This window comes from Vibrio sp. 970, assembly GCF_033339075.1.
On the sequence record NZ_JAWOTW010000005.1, the window covers coordinates 189123 to 209537 of the forward strand.

Genomic DNA, 20415 nt, shown 5'->3' on the forward strand with positions numbered 1-20415 from the left:
ACTTCTGAGGATAATTGCTATCATTTAATTTTCTTAAAGATTTCAGCCCACATTGCTTCTGTTTGAGCTTTGTACTCTGAAATTTTCTCAGTATATATCGTTTCTTCTATTGTGCTGATGGAGTCTGACAATGCTACTTTAAGTTCTTCTTTGGACCACTCTGGTGTTGCTAAGAATTGAGCACGATTGTATTCAGCAAAAAGATTCTCGTATTTATGGCTCCAGCTCGTACCTACACAAGGAATACCTTGAGTTAATGCACTTACACAACCATGGAAGCGAGAACAAATAATGCCTCGGCTTGAGCCAATCAAACCTTTTACTTTTAAAGGGTTGGTCTCTTGAATAATTTCAATCGGATGAGATGTTGTTGCTTGCACTTTTTCACACAGCTCACCATCGTGCTTGCCTTCATGGTTCAGCAGTACTGGCGTAAAGCCTAGATCAACAATGTTATCAACAGATTCTACTAAGAAATCTAGGTAGCGTGATTTCCAGGTAGTATTGGTGTTGCGCTCGTTTACCATATTGTAGTTAGGGATGATAAACACAGTGTTGTTGTATTTCGCGTAATCTTCTTCAAGCTCACCTTTCACAAGGTTCGTAAAGTCAGGCGCAATTTTTAACTTGGATGTATCTTCAAGGTGAGGTCGAATACCATCAAAACTGCTTTGCTCTCGAGCGAAAATAAGTGTGGCCTCACTAAAACCCTCCTTCACTGCTGTTTGTTTATCTGCATCAGTGAATGGACCTAAAGCTTGCGGCATAAAAATGAACTTTTTATCATGCTTAACCAGTCTTTTAACCTCTTTAGCTACCGCTTCAAGGTGTTTGGTGGGCCATTGATCGCCATAAGCAAAACCAGATGCATCCAACACTACGTCAACGTCTGCTTCCGTAACAATACCCCAATTAGTTTTTAGCCACTTTCTAACTTTAGACGGTAGGTAGTATGACAGCTCATTTAGGTCCAAAAAGCGCTTTTTCAAAGACAGCTTCTGATAAGCATTAACCTCGGCACGCGCTTTATATGGCGAATTGCCATTAGGTGCCAACACAATCTCTGCACTAGGATCAAACTCATTCAATTTTTGAATAACAGCGTGCAACATGAGTTCTGCACCTTTATTAACAAATTGAACACCTTTAATTTCAACGATCATTACTTAACTACCTTTATCAAATCTGAGTTGTCTTTTTTGTGAGAGAATGGGATAAAACCTTCAGGGTCTGCATAACCTACTGACATTAACATGACTGTACGTTCGTGAGGATCCAAATCCAGCAATTTTTCAAGTCTCTTTTCACGGTCTTCTACATCCGGCCAGTTGATCATACAAGAGCTTAGTTCCATTGTTTCCAATGCCAAAGCGAACTGCATTGCTACCAATGAGCCATCAATATAGATAACGTGGCGATCTCGCTCTGCTGGATATGCTGAAAGGTCTCCAACAATCGCAATAATCATTGGAAAATTATGCCCAAAGCCAACTGTACCCATTGCGGTATCAGCAACTTTATTCACCATATCTTTGTCGGTTACAACATGAAACTTAAATGGTTGGCGGTTACAGGCAGAAGGCGCTTGCTTTGCAATTGTCATTGCTCGCTCGATCTTTTCCATTTCAACTGACTGATCAAGGTACCAGCGAGTCGAGCGGCGTTGTTTAAACAATTTTTCTAGCTGCTCAGTCGTAATTTCTGAAACTTCACTTGTGTTTTTTGCATAGGGAACTGAACACATCGTTAGCTCATCTAGAGATTGAAGTTTCTCTAAGCACGCAAAGTAATCAGCTTTTGCTTTATCAATATCACTATCTTTACCCGCAATTTCAAAGAAATAGCTAAGCACGCTCACACACCAATCCAACTCTTCCTTTTTAAGTTGTTGGTTGTTGCAAGTGACAACGAAAGCATCAACGGTTTCTTGAATGTATCGAGTAGCAAATACATCTCTTCTTGGGCGCATAATCAAGCCCTTTTCAAGACGGTGTACATTTCGTCTCAACAGAACTCGGTTGTCTTTTGCCTTGGTATTATTATCGTGATACCGCAGACTTCCTTTGAGAACCGATTGGTGTTCACGATAAAACTCCGTGCTAAAAAACGTGTAGTAAAGAGAAGACGTAAAACGAGTTTTGGACATTACTCGCATCAACCCTGCTTTAGTGTTTTCAATTAACGCTTTAATTCGAGTTTTTGTATTCTTGTTCAAAAGCTTTAGTAACAGGCTTTTCATTTAAAACTCCTAATACAATATGTTATCGGCATAAATATCGATTTGGTCATAATTACTGCCATAATTTGAGTCTTGGGATGGAACCAAAGAACGAAATAGCTTGCGCTCGCATATGAAATCAGTGTGGAAATTGCTGCTCCTTCTCCGCCAAACTTGGGGATCATAACGTAATTGAGCACCACATTGATGATGGCCGCGATACCGTGGGTAAAGAGAGAGAACTTTAAAAGCCCCTCTGCTATCAACCACTTACTAAGTAGGGCTCGCATAAATATGAAGCAACCAGCCCAGATATGAATAGTAAGTATTGGAGTAGCTGGAGCATAAGGCTCCCCGAAAGCAAGAGGGACAAGCCACGTTCCTAATAAAGAGACGGCAATCGCAATTACTACCGCCATCCAAAGTAATATCCCACACAATTGTTCAAGTTGAAGGTTATACTTAACTTGGTCGTTACGTGCTTTCAAAAGTCGAGGGAAGAACGATGTGGTTAATGCAAGTGGGAAGAAATACCATACTTCAGACAGTCTTGCGGCCACAGAATAGATACCTAGCTCGGTTGCTCCGACCATTTGACCAATCATGAGCTGATCTATTTTTAGATAAACAACTGACATAAACCCAGATAAGACAAGCCATTTAGACTGTTTTAACAACGAAAGCGCATAGGGCTTATCCCAAGAAACATGCTCGACTTTGATAGCTTCAGCGAAACGTTTATTGTAATAGAGATAACTTGACGCATAAAGCACACCTCGAACAGCAAGTTCTGCAAAAAACACCCAGATGAAGAAGCTTAAATCGGCTTTAATATAAATACAGACTAGCTTTGCAATGCTTGATATCGCCAGTGTTGTAACTCGAACCAAAACCAAATACTTAGATGCAACTTCAGCTTGAAAGTAGAACTCGATGACATAAAATGCTGAGGATATATTGACAATTGCTGCAACAATCAACCATTTCGGATCCACAAGTTCAATTGAGCTCTGCCAAATTAATACAGCTACAATTGCTAATATCGCTCCAGCAATTCCTCCGATAACACGGAGTAAAAAAGAGGAAGATAGAACTTCATATTGACTGCGTCCATTGACAATCTCTCGTGTTACTAATGCATTTAGCCCTAACGATGTAAAAGGCGCTAATAAAGCTAAGAAAGAAACAATGAAGTTGTATTGTCCAAATTGTTCCGGCGCCAAGTATCTCGCCAGAAAAATGTTAATGAGAAAAGTTATTGCCAGTGTAATAATTTTCTCACTAAATAACCAAGCTGTGTTTTTTAGTGCTTTTTTTGTTGAACTCATTTTTATACCTAGAGAGCGCTATAACTTCACAGACCCCTCAATAAACTTTCTGGTTCAATGAGTGTTATGAGTTAAACAACTTTGGCGAATGAATTAATCAAACGCCGTTAAAACTTTTCTTAAATAAAGATAATGCCGAGCGATAGTTCCCACAGTTGATATTTTTCAACATATTAATGAATGACAGCGGTTTCCCTTGCACTTTAAACTCTAAAATATTCATCGATTTAAGGTGATTTTTTGACATTTTGTCTCTGTGTTTTTCCACAAAGAGTAAAAAACCTTGATGTTTTCGTGTATTCGACGAGGAAATCCGCTCTCCTCCATGATCAGTCTCTAAACAGTAATTTGCATCAGAAATTTTTAGAGCTTTTCCGAACTTCGCCACTAAACGAACCCAAGTATCGTAATCTTGAAATGCAGGGAAAGACTCATCAAAGCCACCAATACTTCTCAACTTCTCCGTTTCTGTCAGAATTTGATTGCCGACTAAGTTATGATGCAAAAGTTCTTTTAAAGTAAACTCTCCTTCCACAAAGCCAAAACTACGCTTAGTCTTCGCTTCTTTCGTTACTTCCAATATATTTGCACAAACAAAAGCATAATCATCATTATAATATTCTACGAGTGTTGCAATACGCTCTGGAGTAAAATAATCATCATCATCCATACCTGTGATGAATTCACCACTTGCATTATTGATCGCTACATTTCTGGAGAAACAAGCACCTTTTACTTCACTATTTTTAAAATAAGTAATTGGATATCTTTCTTGCAATTCAGCAATCATCTCTGATGTTGTATCTTTTGATGCATCGTCAACGACAATCACTTCAATGTTTTTATATGTTTGCTCAAACACCGAGAGGATTGCTCTTTTTGCTAACTCTGCTCGATTTTGAGTAATAATATAAACGCTAACTTTCTTCATTTAGAGACGTTCACCTAACTTCAATATATTTTTTCAAGCTCTTAATATTCTCTGATATCATTTTAAAAAAACCAATATCCTTCCGATATTCTGGGTATTTTTTAATAGCAAACAGAATGAATATAAGATAAGACGGACAACCAAAACAACGATACATAAAAGGTAACTTACTTGATCGCATTGCTTTATTTGACCAATTTTTACCAGTACTTTCACTAGGGTGACAATTTATAAACTCAGGAAAGTATTTGATATTTAGTTTACTTTTAAAACAATCGAGAAGAAAAATATTCTCTTCTGACGCAGGTAAGCCACTACCTAAACCAAAGTTTGTATCAAACGATAAACGAGCCTTCTGTAAACTCTCTCTTTTAGCAACAACCTCTATGGAGGAGACTCTAAACAAGGTTTTTGATGTATGGGTAAATGCTTTTGACTGATAGTTTTTAAAGGGTTCGCCTTCCGGAGTAACTACTTTGAAAGTTGCAATATCGATCTCTTCATCTATATCAAAGACACTTCTGATTTTATCGAACGCGTCAGTTAAAAAGTAAACATCATCATCACAAAATACAACCAAATCAGATGACGCTCTTGCTAATGCAGCATTACGGCTATTAGATAAGCCGAGTGTATCTATATGATGATATTTGATATCACTCCTATTTTCGAGCAACTTATGAATCTTACTGGAAAGCTCATAAGCTACAGAAGTCTGATGAATAATGATATATTGAACCCCTTCAACTATGGGAAGTTCATTATCGTAAATTTGCTCTATACCATTATTGAGCGTGCTAATCAGCACATCAATCGATAACATTTCGCTTAAACTCTGCCAACTTATAAATACATAATGTAATTAATACTGCCCAGGTAAAATGGGTACTCAAATATTCAGAACGATAACTTGATGTTACAAGTATTTGAAACCCCATCAGTGCCCCTAAAAAGTAATATCGAGATAAAAATCCATGCTTTATGCCAGGTAGAATTAATGCAGTAAAAAACGAAAAAATCAAAAAAACACCGATCGCTCCACCTTCCCAAAACATATCTAAAACATAGTTATTTGTTATTCTGAATAGGTAGTCTTCACTACGCATACCAAAACTGTCTAGGACTGACATTGTCCCTAACCCGTGGCCAAAAATTAACTGTGTTATACTTGACTCTGCGATTAGGTTCGAAAATGAAATCATAAATTGGCTTCGTGAAGAACCACCACTAGCTTCATGCTGCAATTTATAGTAAATAAACTCAAGAAAGAGAGCGCCAAAGTAGACAATTACACCAATAAAAAATACAACTGCTAACATTATCACGAAATGACTTATTCTCGTTTTACCAGTTGTCGCAGTTTTTAAAAATATGTAGAAAAAGACAAATGCACATAATAATGCGAAGTTAACGTATGCCCCACCGGAGAATGACAACACAACGATAATAGTAGTCATTCCTAGCAAAACTACACTCCAGAACTTGCTTCTAATTAATAGAGCAATAAGAATTAAACACTCCATTAAAATAGGGGATAGAAAGTTTGGCTCTTCTGCAATAGAGGTTATTCTAGAAGGGAAAACAGAACGCAAAGCTGCTGGTACACCATGCATCCAATCTCGTGTATCAATGAAAAATGGAATTCCAAGTTGCTTACTTATAAGCTGCCAATACCCTAAGATTACAAAAGTGAATGTAGTGAATAGGCCATAATACAGTAATTTCTTTACTGATTTTTCATTCGCACTTGGTAACCACATGAGAATAACAAGTAAGTTAAGCACTAAAGCAGTGAAGGTGAAAAGTCGCCCTATTATTACAGTTCTAAGATATTCAGTGACTAAGTAATCTCGATTGAACACTATACTAAACAGCGAGACTAAAAACACTGCTAAGAAAAGGCCACATGTGGTCAGTGAGTACTTTTCAAATTTAATCTTTCTAGCTAAAAGAAAATAATATCCAACACTCAACGCAGCCGAAAGAAAAAGTACAACAAGTACAACTTTATTCCATTTAGTTACAGATAAAGGAGCTAGAAGAGTGAATAAGTAAACATGCCCTTCTAGCCGTTTCATTGGTTCTAAATTTAAGCTAAGCATTCTTACGTGTTATTGCAATTCGTATTAGTGCGATAATAATTGACAGAATACCACCAATTAACGTACCAAGAACGCAAATAATAGCTCGACTTGGGCTATCTTTTTCTTCCGGAACCACTGGTGGATCGATAATATCGAAGATGTAGTTCTCTTGTGCCTCAGCAAGCATTAATTTCTTAGTTTGCTCTTCAATTAATTGATAAAAAACATTCTGCATTTCAGAGAGGTTTGTAAGATTCAGCTGCTTCTCTAAGTATTGAATATTATTCTTAGCTTGGTTGATGTCCTTGTTCTTCATCCATTCGTTCAGGTCTGAGATCAGCCAATCAAGCCATTGTTTTGCTAAAACTGGCGATTGGTTCGTCAAAGAAACAATAGTTGAACCACTCGTTTTATTTGAATCGATAACGAGTAACTCATTAAGAACTTTCGTGGCCTCTAAAATGGTTGGCTTTGGTGTTTTTCCGTCACTAACAACTCTTGTCCAAGTGCTTGTACTTTCGTCATAGATCTCCGGGTCAATATATACTTTTCCAGTAGCTGCATCCCAATGCTCGATTGCCATTAATGGGATCAAAATATCTCTACGTTCAATGAATGCTCCTAAGAATACTCTTGAGCGTAGGGACTCTAAAGCAATAGCTTGTTTGGAACTGTCTTGGCTACCAAACCCCGCTAACGCAGCTAAACCACCCAATTGCCCCACGGTTGAGCTAGGCGTATTGTCTGTTACCGGAAAAAGTACAGCTTCAGATTTGTAGAGATTTGGCTTTGAAATAGCAAAAAGCACTGACGCAACCGCAAATATAAATGTGATAGCAACGATCATTATTTTCTGTTGCCAAAGTAAGCGTATTAGCTCACCAATATCTAGTTCAAGTTGATTCTTTTCCATTAATATTAGAGGGGGATTTCTCCCCCTTTCTCTTGTTGAGTGGCTTAAGTCATTACTTCAGTGCGTTGATAGCAACACCTGTTTGGTAAAGGATCTGCGTTGCTGCAGTCCATGTGCTTAATGCATCACGGTAGTCGGTATCAATTGGTACTACAATAGTATCGCCTGCTTTTAACCCTTCTTTATTGTTTCCGAACCAATAACCTGATGAAGGCTTGTAAACAGAACCATCCGCACGCACTACAAAAATACGGTCTTCGTCCGCTTGTTTCTTAGCTCCACCCGCTTTGTTCAAGTAATCATCAACATCAAGTTTGTTGTCTAACAAGTAGGTAATTGGAACCTGAACTTCACCCATAATCGATACAGTATTGCGGAAGGTTGGGACAAAAAGGAAGTCTCCATCTTCTAGCATAAAATCTGCTGAACGCTCACCCTTTAAGATGCGATTTAACTGTACCACCATACGGCCAAGTGCTTTGCTGCGACTTGCTTCCTCAACAAATGCTAGTGTTTTTTCTGGGTCTGAAATTACAGAGCCCATATTACTATCGGCTCGGAACGTCTTCTTCGCTGTTTCTTTACGCATATCTGCTGCATATTGGTTTAAAAGCTTCTGCTCTTGTAAACGCAATGCTTCACGCGTAAATATTGCTCCTTGAGGATGAGCAAACTCTGTGAGACCACCTGCTCGGTCCAATAACTCACTTAAGGTTTCACCTTGACGCACGGTATAGGTTCCTGGGAAACGAACTTCACCCTGTAAAGTGACTGTGCTTTGTAGCTTCACATTTGGCTTTTCTAAGATGTTCAAACGATCTCGCCCCACGATAACTGCATCGTCCGAAGCACTGCCTTGAATTGCTTTACGCAGATCAATACGTTCAACATCAATATAAGCACGTTCATCCGCACTATTAATCGCAGTTCGTGCTAGTTCTGCATTAATTGTAAATGCGTTGTAAGTCAAACCACCAGCTGCTTCAATAAGCGTTGATACCGTCATTCTTGGAGTAATCGGATAACGCCCTGGGTGCTTGACTTCACCAAAGACTTCAGCAATTTGAGGGGCTAGTCCCAAACGAGACTGTTGCTGAAGTTGTAACAAGACAGGGGCAAGTAAAGTGCGACGAGTATTTTGCTTCAGCTTTTCAAAGTCTTCCTCTGTAATCTCTTTACCACGGAAAATGATTTTAGCTGGTTTCGCCTGCTCTGTGGTGCTCGGGTTGTTCAGCGTACCGTTTGCTGAATGCGAAACGGCAACAGAAGAGCTCATCACTTCTTGCTCTTTCTGTTGTTCCAGCTCAGCTTGCTCTTGCGCTTGCTCCAATGTTTTTGCTTTTGAAACAGCCTCTTGTGTTGCCAATGTATCCAAGTCTTCGTTATTAAAGCGGTTGAAAACCAATATACGATCTCGTGATTGTAACTGGAGGTTGTCTTGGCTACCTGGTGATAGAATTGCGTTGGCTAAGCTTAGTTGGAACACTTCAATATCACGTTGCGGATTAATCTCTCTAACCACAACCGCATAGTTAACATCAGCTGTAGAATTAAAAGCTGAGTCAACAGATTTGAAAAGATCAGCAACACGAAGACCATTGCGCCATTCCACATAGCTAGGATGACGAACATCTCCCTCTATCTGTACGTAACGAGTAAGCTCTTCGCTTTTTTTCAAGATCTTGATGGCATCGCCATTTTTAACTTTACTCTGTCGATCTTGCGTTTTATTGAAATCAAGCGTCAGAGCCTCACGAGCGCCATGTGAAGCGTAGCGTTTTATCTCCAATTGCTCGACATGGGCATTCGCAGTAAAACCACCAGCCATCTGAATAAGTTGCTGGTATGTTTCACCTTGCTTGACTTCATAAATTGCAGGGCGGTTGATTTCACCTTCTATAGACACTGTATCGTTAACAGAACCAATTAAAACAACATCATCCGGTAGCAAGCGCACATCATTACTTGCATCACCTTTTAGTAAAAGGTCATACATATCCAACTTACGAATGATTTTACCATCACGCTTTAGCTGGATATCTCTCAGCGCCCCACTTTCACCAAAACCGCCGCTGTAATAAATAGCTTGTGAAATTGTCGTTAATGCGCTAACCGTGTAGGCACCAGGCTTATATGCATCCCCCATTACAAACACTTGCATGGTGCGTAATTCACCCAATGAGATATCACTGCGCACACCAATCATTTGCTCTTTTACACGTTGCGTCAGAGAGTCACGAACATCAGAAAAGTGCATGCCAGCAACATTTACCGGCCCAAGTGAGGGGAAGTTGATTGTGCCCGCACGATTTACGCGTAAACGATGCGTTTCATTCTCCTTACCAAACAACTGCACAATGATTTCATCACCTGCACCCACGGTGTAATTTGCTGGCACAGGAACATCACTGATCGGAGCAAAGGTGCTTGGAGAACCAGCAAAAAGATCTAAACCAAAGCGTTTAAGCTCTCCCTGCTCACCTTTTTTGAGCCATTGTTCTTCGATATTGGAAGATACAGCGCTACTAGCTTCAGTTCTAGGTTGGATTACTTGCGGATTTTCGTAGGGAGACTTGTTTGAAGATGAACTAGAAGGAATGGAGAAACCATACTTACTCGCCAAGGCCTTTTGTTGGTCGGCGGGTAGGTTTTGAAACATTTTCATTTGTTCTGGAGTGGGTGTTTGTGCCATTGAATAAGACGCAGACGTACTTGCCAATATAAAAGCGGCAATAGAGAAATATCCTTTAAACATGGTATGTCACTATAATAATTGAATAAAAGACCCTAGCCCCAAGTTTGAGCTCTAGGTATTTAAATTAGAAACGGTGCTGAAAACCCAATGTAATCGAGTTAAGGCGAACTTGGTCTTCAGAGACGTTATCAACGAACTCAAATATCACCGCGCTTTGGTTATTTAAAGCGTAGTGCATACCTAACCCAAAACTAAATCCTTGTTCTTTGTGAGAACCTACATTTTGTAGATCAAGCTGAACGCTTGAATACCCAGCTAAACCATAAAGTGCAACTCGCTCTGAAACCGGCATATTCAACTTAACAAAGCCGCTCAAAGCGCTATCAACGGCAAGACCACTGTCACGTTGAACTGATGTCCCATAACGTCCTTCGAGACCAATGTAGTCATTAAAGAAGTACCCTGCTTGCGCACTAAGAAGGAAAGGACTCCCCTCTTTTACGGACTCAGAAGACGAGCTTTTCAATTCTGCATTTGAGTAGCTCACTAACGCACCAGCATAAAAATCGGCTGACGCTGAAAAAGAACTCAGGCTCAAGCCCAGTGCACCAAGTATTCCCAAACAATGCTGCTTTCTTATCACGTAAAAGTCCCTAGTACTGGTAATAATATGGGCTGCCAAAGCAAAGTTAAGCGTGCTATGCAGGCCATTAAATACTGAAGAGTTGGCACGCTACCGCCCTGAGGCGTTGAGCGTAAGCCACTGTATCGCTTTCTATATGGTGTAAGTAAAAACGACCTATTTCCTCCAAACCTCTAGTTCTGGAGGAAATAGGCCGACAAATTATGCACTCTTGATAGTTTATCAGCAAGCAAGGGAGCAAGATAACCGCGCAATGTCACGCTGGTGTTAGAAATGAGATCGAAAGCCATGGCAAAATAAGAAACTATTTACATGCTAAGGCTTTTTTATCTAGAATATAATTTGGAGCATTTTTATGCTACCAAACATCGATGTTTTTATACCGGATACACAAGGATTAATAATGAAGAATACAGCTCTAGCTATTCTTATGGCTCTAAGCGCAACAACTGCATTTGCAGCAGAAGAAGCAGGCTCAACAGGCACAGCTTCTGCGTCAGCAACTGGCACTACAGCTGTAGGTGTAGGCGCAGCAGCAGCAGTAACTGTAGTAGCAGTTGCAGCGTCAGATAGCGACTCAACATCTACTTCAACATCTACTTCTACTTCTACTTCGAACTAATTTCGTTTTGTAGAACAGAAGCTAATCGCCCTGAATGACTCAGGGCGATTTTATTTGTAAGAGGGAATAATGAATATCTTCCGAATACCTAAATGGATACGCCAACTCCTCATTCTTCCACTACTCCTTGTACTCTTTGGCTGCACACAGAAATTCAATGATGTTTCAGCAACCGTCCAAGAAGCCTACGGTAACTACATTGATGTCGAGATGACACCAGAAGAAATCAATGCTATTCCATATGCCAGTGCCTATTTGAAACTTGGAAATCAAAAACAGGTGTTTGTTGTTTTAGCTTTTGCGGAACAAAACCAACTCAGCGGCAAAAAACAACTGAAATGGGTAAGCGCAGATAAAGCTATGATCGTTACAGAGAGTGGGCATATCGTCAAAACGATTGGTCTACAGAGTGGGGACTTAGCAGGTGTTTACGGTGACGTTCCAGATTTTTCTTTAGACTCAACCTCTGTCAACTACACACTTTCATACGATTGGGCAACACAATACCGTTATGGCTTTCCTGCAAATATAACGCGTTCTTACTCAGGCCAAGAAACGTTAACAACACCTATTTCTAGCACTATGACCAACGTATATAAAGAAGTTGTTGAGTTTAGCAGTCTTTCTCAATCGGTCGAAAACTACTATTGGGTCAATGAACAGGGTCAGGTCGTTAAAACCTTACAACACCTAGGGCCAAATATGATTCCGGTTGAGTTAACCATTTTGAAGGGATATAGCAAATCATGAGCAAGCAACTACTCACATTATTCGGTTTGGTCATGCCGCTTTTGAGCATGCCTAGCTTCGCTCAAACAGAAACCTCTGCTATGCAACCATTAAATGTTGAATTGCTAGAAGCAGGCAAACGGCTACAATTTCAAGGGCCGGCTCGTTTAGAAAGTGTGTTAGCACTTGCTAGGGAGCAAAGCGTCTCTCTGCAATACTCTCTTGGTACCACTTTGTTTGATAAATCGGAACGCGCCGAGAAAACCTCTACCGCTTTAAAGAACTCGGTGCTCAATCAAATGATTCAACACAATTTGGTCGCACATCCATTCTACAAGTTCATTCAGCAGCAAAGCTTTGCACCGCGTTTACTGTCTGCGATCGATGTTGATAAAATTCGACTAGATAAATTCGACAACCCACTGTTGCGCGGCGATTACCTGCTCGCTAGCCCTCTACGCGAAGAAAAAGTGTATTACTTAGGAAACCTAAGTAGCGTGTATTCCGCTAAGGCGCAAGCAGGCATCCCTTTGCAAAGACAAATAGAGAATTTGAAAAATAACATTGGTGCGTTATCAACACCGCCAGTGTTGATCTACCCAGATGGTCACGTAGTTAAGCCGCATCACGGAGCTTGGTTAACGACACAATATTACTTACCACCTCTGACATTGGTATATATTCCGTTTGGTGATCTTGAATACTCCGAAATGGACCAAGATATTGTCCGCCTACTCACTCAATTGATACCAAACTCCACAAAGAGACCACAATGATGCCAATTAGAAAAAGCTTAACCCTTTCTTTAATGGGCCCTGCATTGGTTTGGGCTCAAGATATACCCTTTGAGGCTCCCTCGTTACAGCCTTCTCAATCTGATTTTGGTGGTGTTGGTTTAATGCAGATGCCAACCGGACGTATGGCTCCTGAAGGGGAATTTAACTTTTCTGTAACAGGTAGTGATGAGTACCTTTTTTACAACGTCACCTTGCAGGTACTGCCTTGGCTAGAGACAACTATTCGATATACTCGAGTTCAAGACTTGCCATACTCAACATCACTTCCTGATGTAGACAATGAGTACACAGACAAGGGAATAGATTTTAAATTTAGATTATGGGAAGAATCTGAATACATACCAGAAATCGCCCTAGGGGTACGAGACTTTGCTGGTACTGGCTTATTTGATGCAGAATATATTGCCGCGACCAAACGATACTCAGCTCCTCATTTTGGAACATTCGATTTTACTCTTGGTATGGGCTGGGGCTACTTGGGAACCAGAGACAATATAACCAATCCATTTTGCAAAGCATCAGACAAATTCTGTGAACGTTCTGAAGAGTTTCTTGATTCTGGAGGAACAACTAATTTTGACAGAGCTTTCAAAGGGCCTGCGGCTTTATTTGGTGGTATAGAGTTCCAGACGTTGCACGCTCCTTTACGATTTAAAGTTGAGTACGACAGCAATGACTATTCTACAGACTATGCAGTTGTGGGCGCAGATGTTGATATGAAGCCCCACACACCATGGAACTTTGGTGTCCTCTACCGTCTAGGCATGGCCGATTTTCGTTTAAGTTATGAACGCGGCGATACTTTAGTAGCAGGCTTAACGCTAAACACTAATTTCAATGACATGCCATCATTCTGGCGAGACACACCAACCCCGGAAGTGGAAGATAACCAACCCAAAGAACTGTCTGATGTTGATTGGGCACGTGTAACAGAAGATTTAGACAAAATTGCTGGTTATCGAAACACGCGTGTTTATGTTGATAACAATACAGTAACTGTCGTTGGTGAGCAGAAGAAATATCGTGACCGTACAGAGGCACACGAAAAAGCGGCGGCTGTACTTCACAATGAAATGCCTGACGATATTGATACCTATGCGATCAATGAACGCAGCCGAGGCTTAGTCGGCGAACAAACGATTATTTCCAAGGAGAAATATCGCGACTTTGCCCAAGTTAATTACATCAACCCCAAAATAGAAGATGCAACCGCAAAAGCTAGCAATAAGCCAAGTGGAGAATCTGTCTATGATGGTTTTAAACGTTTTGATTGGGGCTTTGCACCTAAGCTTGTTCAAACTCTCGGAAACGCTGAAGATTTCTATCTCTTTAGTGTAGGGCTAAGCGGTAATGCCTCATACTGGCTAACGGACAACCTTGAAATTGGCGGTTCGTTATACTGGGATTGGTATAACAACTACGATAAGTTTATCTATGTCACTCCACCTGATGGCACTACCGTTCCTCGTGTTCGCACCATGTTCCGCGCTTACCAAAATGAACATGCTATAACCATGTCAAACCTACAGTTGACTTGGTTCCAAGAGTATTCCGATACCATGGATCAACAATTCTACGCGGGTTATCTGGAGAGCATGTTTGCTGGAGTCGGTACTGAGTTTCTTTACCGTCCACAAGGAGCTAACTGGGCGATTGGCGCAGACGTCAACGTAATTTCTCAACGTGATCCACAAAGTTACTTCGGTGTTTACGATGAGAAATGGCAAAACGTGCCAGAATATGGACGTCCGTTCCAAGTTATTGATAAAGGCTTCACTGGTTTTGTATCTGGGTACTACTACCCTCAATGGGAATTCCTACAAGATTTGATGATCCAAGTCGATGTTGGTCAGTTCCTAGCTGGTGATGTTGGTACACAAATCAATGTTTCTAAGCAGTTCAAGAGTGGCGTAATTGCTGGTGCCTTTGCCTCATTTACAGACTTGTCTGCGGACGAATTTGGTGAAGGTAGCTTTACTAAAGGTTTCTACTTGTCGATTCCGTTTGACATCATGACCGTTAAGCCAAGTAACAATCGTGCGAACTTTAGTTGGCAGCCTCTTACTCGTGACGGAGGGCAGAAGCTCGGCCGCAAATACAGCTTAATTGAGTTAACCGACGAACGAAATCCTTGGTACCAAAGACCTAACCGTTCGGATGTGGAATAATAAAGTAATCAAGGGAGCTGCGGCTCCCTTTTTCATATCTAGATACTGAGTCATAGAAGACTAAAACCTATCTTCCTGCTTCCAATAGCGCTACTTTTCGTTTCTTGCTAGAATTCCTGAGAAAATTTTAATCTATGGTGGAAGTTCTATGATCATCGTAACTGGTGGCGCTGGCATGATCGGCAGCAACATTGTTAAAGCACTAAACGAAGCTGGTATTAACGATATCCTGGTTGTCGACAACCTAAAAAATGGCAAAAAGTTTAAGAACTTAGTTGATCTGGACATCACAGATTACATGGATCGTGACGACTTTCTGACCCAAATTATGGCGGGCGATGATTTTGGTCCGATTGAGGCAATTTTCCACGAAGGTGCTTGTTCTGCAACGACTGAGTGGGATGGTAAGTACATGATGCTAAACAATTACGAGTACTCTAAAGAGCTGCTGCATTACTGTTTAGATCGCGAGATTCCATTCCTATACGCTTCTTCAGCAGCCACTTACGGCGATACGGAGACTTTCGTTGAAGAACGCGAATACGAAGGCGCACTGAATGTATACGGTTACTCGAAACAGCAGTTTGATAACTACGTTCGTCGCCTATGGCAAGACGCTGAAGAGCATGGTGAGACCCTTTCTCAAATCACCGGCTTCCGCTACTTCAACGTATATGGCCCACGTGAAGACCACAAAGGTAGCATGGCATCAGTTGCGTTCCACCTAAACAACCAACTTAACGCAGGTGAAAATCCTAAATTGTTCGCGGGCAGCGAATCATTCAAACGCGACTTCGTTTACGTTGGTGATGTATGTAAAGTAAACCTGTGGTTCTTAGAAAACGGCGTATCAGGTATTTTTAACTGTGGTACTGGCCGTGCTGAATCTTTTGAAGAGGTAGCAAAAGCAGTTATCAAGCATCATGGCAAAGGCCAAATTGAAACCATCCCATTCCCTGAGCACCTAAAAGGCGCTTACCAAGAATTCACACAAGCGGATCTGACCAAACTGCGCACCGCAGGTTGTGATGTTGAATTCAAGACAGTTGCAGAAGGCGTTGCCGAATACTTGACTATCCAAAACAGTTAAGCACCACAAGGTGGTAGAACCATAACCTGCCACCTTTACTCAAGTGCAATAGCCTGTATCATTCCTAACTATCTTTTTCTCATTTAAACCACTTCGCCCGCACACGAATAGGTAACTAGACACGCCATGACCATAAAACGTGATGACTTCGACCCTAAAGCATATAACCCTGAGTTTAAGCGCCACTTTCTGTCGCCTAAGTACTGGGGCACGTGGTTAGGTGTTATCTTATTTTTACCGTTATCATTAATGCCTCTGGGTTTACAAAAGTGGTTAGCGAAAACCATAGCCAAAAAACTGTGTAAATCCCACAAAGGTCCAGCTCACCGAGCGAGGGTTAACTTTGAGCTGTGTTTTCCGGAAAAGTCGTTCCAAGAACGTGAAACTTTGATAGAAAAAACACTCTACACAGCAGCCATGTTCTTTTTTCGCTTCGGGTTACTAAGTTTACGCTCACCAAAATGGCTTCAGAACCGTTGCCAAATTCGCGGCCTAGACATTTTACGACAGCACATTGATAACAACGAAAATGTGATTTTAATGGTTCCCCACTCTTGGGCAATTGATGTGCCTGCTATCTTGCTCGCGTCAATGGGAATGCCAGTTTCTGCAATGGCGAAGAAACAAAAGAATGATGTTGCTGACTGGCTAATGCACAAGCAAAGAGTCCAATACGGTGGCCGTGTTTATGAACGCTCAGGTGGCATTAAGCCTTTCCTGAAATCCATTCGAGATGGCTATGTAGGGTATTACCTACCCGATCAAGATCACGGCCCAGAGCATAGTGTGTTTGTGGATTTTTTTGCAACACGTAAAGCAACGCTACCTGGTTTAGGCAAAATTGCGAAACTATCACGCTCAAAAGTACTGCCTCTATTTGCGTCGATGAACACTGAAGATGGTACGTTTGATATTGAGATTTTACCAGCGTTTGAGCTGGATAAAGGCGAAGAGCAAGACGCTCGTACCTGTAATGAAGCCATTGAATATTTTGTCGGTGATAAACCCGAACAATATATGTGGGTACTACAGTTGCTGCACTCTCAAGAAGACGGCAATAACTATTACAATTTGTTTAAACCAAGATATAACAGCGACTGGAAAGTGCAGTGAAAGTATTTGTCGTAAGCTTGGCTCGATCGCTAGATCGCCGAGAACGTATTGAAGAAAAGTTAAAACAACAAGGCATTACGTTTGAATTTTTTGATGCAATAGATGGCTCTGTTGACCGTTTTCTTCATTCAGAAAAAAGTCGTCCTACCATTACTCTACGCCGCAAAGGGTATCAATTAAAAACCAGTGAAGTCGCCTGTTTTGCAAGCCATTACGAGTTGTGGGTTCGCTGTGTTGAGCTTGATGAACCGATCGTCATCTTAGAAGACAACATCGACCCCGTCGAAGGGCTGAAGCAAGTACTCGAACATACCCTTCCATTGACTTCTAATTATGACTACATCAAGTTGTCTGCCACTCAGAAGCGTGTATTCACCCCAATCGTACCTATTGATGATAATCATATGCTAGGGGGATACTCAGCAGGCACTTGTGGTACCACCGCTTATATCGTCACACCTAAAGCAGCCTCAAAGTTTGTTATGCATGCTCAAGAGTTTATTGAACCAGTCGATGACTACATGGAAAAACCATGGAGACATGGTGTTCAAGTTTACAGCGTGTCTCCAGATCTCTTTACTAGAGCAGAGATTGCTTCGACGATTGGTGGTAAAAGAAAAGATAAATCCAAAATGACTCTTGCGAATAAAATATACGCTGAACTTTTTAGAACTTATGAGTCAATTTTGAAATTCCTATACTGGAAAAACAAAGCATGAAGATTTTAGTCATTGGCCCTGCATGGGTCGGCGATATGGTAATGTCGCAATCGTTATATATCGTATTAAAGCAACGCCATCCAGATAGCCAAATTGACGTTATCGCTCCAGGATGGTGTAAACCGATTCTTGAGCGTATGCCAGAAATCCATCAAGCGATTGAAATGCCTATCGGTCATGGTGAGTTTAACTTATTAGGCCGCAGGGAAATTGGTAAATCATTACGTGAAAAGCAATATGACCACGCCTATATCTTGCCTAAATCAGCAAAATCAGCACTGATCCCATGGTTTGCAAACATTCCTCTTCGTACTGGCTGGAAGGGCGAAATGCGCTATGGTTTATTGAATGACTTACGCCCTAACATGAAGTCTTTTCAGTACATGGTAGAGCGCTATGTAGCGTTAGCTTATCCAAAAGCAGAAATGGTGGATTCTAACTCTCTTGGCGGACTTGAAACCTTACCTCGCCCACGCCTTGCAATCAACGAAGCAGAGCAACAAGCCACGATCCAAAAGTTCAGCTTAACGCAAGACCAACCAATCATTGGACTGTGCCCAGGAGCAGAGTTTGGTCCTGCAAAAAAATGGCCCGAAACACACTACGCTGAAGTTGCGACGCAAATGGCTCGATCTGGGCATCAAATCTGGTTGTTTGGTTCTCAAAAAGACTTAGAGACTTGTAACAATATTCGCGCACTTGTTCCGACGCAATTCCATGAGCACATTCATGTTCTGGCAGGCCAAACCAGCTTAATTGAAGCGGTCGACCTACTTGCTGCATGTAAGACTGTTGTCGCGAATGACTCAGGCTTAATGCATGTGGCAGCTGCGGTTGGTTGTAATGTTGTTGCCGTATATGGCTCAACTTCACCGAAGTACACCCCCCCACTCGCAGAAAAAGTGGAGATTGTTCATACCGATATTGATTGTCGCCCTTGTTTCCAGCGTGAATGTCAATACAAACACCTCAAGTGCTTGACAGAACTTTCGCCTAAGCAAGTGCTAGATAGCATCCAAAAATTTGACGCCATTACGATAAGCTCATGTTAGTTCGTATTGTTTATACCTTACTACTCGCCCTAGCGTCACCGCTACTTTTATTTGGTTTGTACAAGAGCAAACCAAATAAGCCTAAGTTCGGCTCTCGCTGGAAAGAGCACTTTGGTATCACTCCCAAGCTAAAAAGCAACGACAAACCTATTTGGATACATGCCGTATCTGTTGGTGAAAGCATAGCAGCAACACCTTTAATTAAAGCCCTTAAGGAACAAAACCCCGAACAATCTATTCTAGTTACAACAACAACAAGTACGGGAGCTGAACAGATTGCTAAGTTGGGTGATTTAATTGAACACCGCTATATGCCAATTGACTTTGGGTTCGCTATCAAAGGTTTTCTTAAAGCAGTGCAGCCAAAACAGATGTTGATCATTGAGACTGAGCTGTGGCCAAACACGCTTCACAATGTTCACAAAGCGGGTATCCCTATAACTGTCGTGAATGCGCGCCTATCTGAAAAATCGTGTCAGAACTACGCCAAAATACAGCGGCTTTTTAACCAGCTTCATCCATGCCTAACTCAAGTACTCTGCCAAACGGATTCAGATGCAGAGCGCTTCGAACGCTTAGGCGTTGAGAAAAAGAAACTATCCGTTACTGGCTCGATTAAGTTCGATATTCAAATATCAGAGCAAGTGAAACAGCAAGGACAGCAGCTTCGAGCCCAACTTGGAAACGATCGTCCGATTTGGATTGCAGCTAGCACCCACAAAGGCGAGGACGAACAGGTATTAGATGCACATAGACAAGTTTTAAAATCTCATCCAAATGCTTTACTCGTTTTGGTTCCTCGCCATCCAGAACGATTTGATGATGTATTCACGCTTTGCCAACAGCAAGGATTTAAAACTGTGCGTCGTACTTCAACGCATGCAGTAGAGACGAATACTCAAGTATATCTCGGCGATACAATGGGTGAGATGCTAACGTTGATGGGCGCAGCGGACATCTGCTTTATGGGTGGAAGCCTAATTGGAGATAAGGTTGGTGGGCACAATGTGCTAGAGCCTGCCATGTTAGAAAAAGTCATAATCACTGGCCCTAGCTATTTCAACTTTAAGGAGATTGTTGAAAACTTACTAGCTGTGGATGGTATCTTAATTGTGCCAGACTCAACGACCCTTGCCCTAAGGACTACAGAGATCATTTCTCAACAAGATAAATATTTACTCCGAGCTTTGCATGCTAATAAATGGGCCTCATCCAATCAAGGCGCTCTAAACCGAACAATGAGCTTACTCCCCCAAAGTGATAAGTAATAACTTAACAATTAGTTTGATAAATACCTCACTTTTACTATTAAG

General features: G+C 41.3%; 18 protein-coding genes. 9 read left to right on the forward strand and 9 right to left on the reverse strand.

The window, feature by feature from the left end; translation table 11 throughout:
* Nucleotides 1-20: 20 nt before the first annotated feature.
* The 9 genes from R7Q11_RS09720 to R7Q11_RS09760 all read right to left on the reverse strand — a co-directional run bounded on the left by R7Q11_RS09720 (nucleotide 21) and on the right by R7Q11_RS09760 (nucleotide 10812).
* Entirely contained in the window at nucleotides 21-1163 is a 1143-nt protein-coding gene (locus R7Q11_RS09720) for a polysaccharide pyruvyl transferase family protein (protein WP_054579397.1), read from the reverse strand.
* On the reverse strand, nucleotides 1163-2239 hold the full coding sequence (locus R7Q11_RS09725) for a nitroreductase family protein (protein WP_042522621.1): 1077 nt from the start codon (nucleotides 2237-2239) through the stop codon (nucleotides 1163-1165). The genes R7Q11_RS09720 and R7Q11_RS09725 overlap by 1 nt, the downstream gene beginning before the upstream one ends.
* Complete coding sequence (locus R7Q11_RS09730; protein WP_042522620.1) at nucleotides 2236-3546, reverse strand: flippase; 1311 nt, start codon at nucleotides 3544-3546, stop codon at nucleotides 2236-2238. Before R7Q11_RS09730 ends, R7Q11_RS09725 begins: the two co-directional genes overlap by 4 nt.
* A gap of 97 nt (nucleotides 3547-3643) precedes the next feature.
* Complete coding sequence (locus R7Q11_RS09735; RefSeq protein WP_042522619.1) at nucleotides 3644-4477, reverse strand: glycosyltransferase; 834 nt, start codon at nucleotides 4475-4477, stop codon at nucleotides 3644-3646.
* A 10-nt stretch (nucleotides 4478-4487) separates the two neighbouring features.
* A complete protein-coding gene (locus tag R7Q11_RS09740) occupies nucleotides 4488-5300 on the reverse strand; it encodes a glycosyltransferase family 2 protein (protein ID WP_054579398.1) in 813 nt (270 codons plus the stop codon).
* Nucleotides 5287-6579: a hypothetical protein gene (locus R7Q11_RS09745; protein ID WP_042522617.1), complete on the reverse strand. Its 1293-nt coding sequence runs from the start codon at nucleotides 6577-6579 to the stop codon at nucleotides 5287-5289. The genes R7Q11_RS09740 and R7Q11_RS09745 overlap by 14 nt, the downstream gene beginning before the upstream one ends.
* Complete coding sequence (locus R7Q11_RS09750; RefSeq protein ID WP_042522616.1) at nucleotides 6572-7474, reverse strand: Wzz/FepE/Etk N-terminal domain-containing protein; 903 nt, start codon at nucleotides 7472-7474, stop codon at nucleotides 6572-6574. Before R7Q11_RS09750 ends, R7Q11_RS09745 begins: the two co-directional genes overlap by 8 nt.
* A 52-nt stretch (nucleotides 7475-7526) precedes the next feature.
* Nucleotides 7527-10229 (reverse strand): SLBB domain-containing protein, encoded by a 2703-nt coding sequence (locus R7Q11_RS09755; protein WP_225466403.1) that lies wholly within the window; start codon nucleotides 10227-10229, stop codon nucleotides 7527-7529.
* A 64-nt stretch (nucleotides 10230-10293) separates the two neighbouring features.
* Nucleotides 10294-10812: an outer membrane beta-barrel protein gene (locus tag R7Q11_RS09760; RefSeq protein WP_017820722.1), complete on the reverse strand. Its 519-nt coding sequence runs from the start codon at nucleotides 10810-10812 to the stop codon at nucleotides 10294-10296.
* 403 nt (nucleotides 10813-11215) lie between these two features.
* Between R7Q11_RS09760 and R7Q11_RS09765 the strand changes: the two genes are divergently transcribed.
* The 9 genes from R7Q11_RS09765 (at nucleotide 11216) to waaA (ending at nucleotide 20370) form a co-directional block, all read left to right on the forward strand.
* Nucleotides 11216-11434, forward strand: a complete 219-nt coding sequence (locus R7Q11_RS09765) for a hypothetical protein (protein ID WP_031780921.1) — start codon at nucleotides 11216-11218, stop codon at nucleotides 11432-11434.
* 69 nt (nucleotides 11435-11503) lie between these two features.
* The gene (locus tag R7Q11_RS09770; protein WP_225466404.1) at nucleotides 11504-12184 is read left to right on the forward strand and encodes a YjbF family lipoprotein; all 681 of its coding nucleotides are present in this window, start codon (nucleotides 11504-11506) and stop codon (nucleotides 12182-12184) included.
* On the forward strand, nucleotides 12181-12939 hold the full coding sequence (locus R7Q11_RS09775) for a capsule biosynthesis GfcC family protein (RefSeq protein WP_225466405.1): 759 nt from the start codon (nucleotides 12181-12183) through the stop codon (nucleotides 12937-12939). Before R7Q11_RS09770 ends, R7Q11_RS09775 begins: the two co-directional genes overlap by 4 nt.
* Nucleotides 12936-15128 carry a YjbH domain-containing protein gene (locus tag R7Q11_RS09780; protein ID WP_225466406.1) on the forward strand — a complete coding sequence of 731 codons (2193 nt, stop codon included), beginning with the start codon at nucleotides 12936-12938 and terminating at the stop codon, nucleotides 15126-15128. Before R7Q11_RS09775 ends, R7Q11_RS09780 begins: the two co-directional genes overlap by 4 nt.
* A gap of 148 nt (nucleotides 15129-15276) precedes the next feature.
* Nucleotides 15277-16218, forward strand: a complete 942-nt coding sequence (gene rfaD / locus R7Q11_RS09785; RefSeq protein ID WP_005379462.1) for an ADP-glyceromanno-heptose 6-epimerase — start codon at nucleotides 15277-15279, stop codon at nucleotides 16216-16218.
* A gap of 126 nt (nucleotides 16219-16344) precedes the next feature.
* Nucleotides 16345-17331 (forward strand): lauroyl-Kdo(2)-lipid IV(A) myristoyltransferase, encoded by a 987-nt coding sequence (gene lpxM, locus R7Q11_RS09790; protein WP_132936695.1) that lies wholly within the window; start codon nucleotides 16345-16347, stop codon nucleotides 17329-17331.
* On the forward strand, nucleotides 17328-18050 hold the full coding sequence (locus R7Q11_RS09795; RefSeq protein WP_225466407.1) for a glycosyltransferase family 25 protein: 723 nt from the start codon (nucleotides 17328-17330) through the stop codon (nucleotides 18048-18050). Before lpxM ends, R7Q11_RS09795 begins: the two co-directional genes overlap by 4 nt.
* Nucleotides 18047-19102, forward strand: a complete 1056-nt coding sequence (gene waaF / locus R7Q11_RS09800) for a lipopolysaccharide heptosyltransferase II (RefSeq protein ID WP_225466408.1) — start codon at nucleotides 18047-18049, stop codon at nucleotides 19100-19102. The genes R7Q11_RS09795 and waaF overlap by 4 nt, the downstream gene beginning before the upstream one ends.
* Complete coding sequence (gene waaA, locus R7Q11_RS09805) at nucleotides 19096-20370, forward strand: lipid IV(A) 3-deoxy-D-manno-octulosonic acid transferase (RefSeq protein WP_149192301.1); 1275 nt, start codon at nucleotides 19096-19098, stop codon at nucleotides 20368-20370. Before waaF ends, waaA begins: the two co-directional genes overlap by 7 nt.
* Nucleotides 20371-20415: the final 45 nt, after the last annotated feature.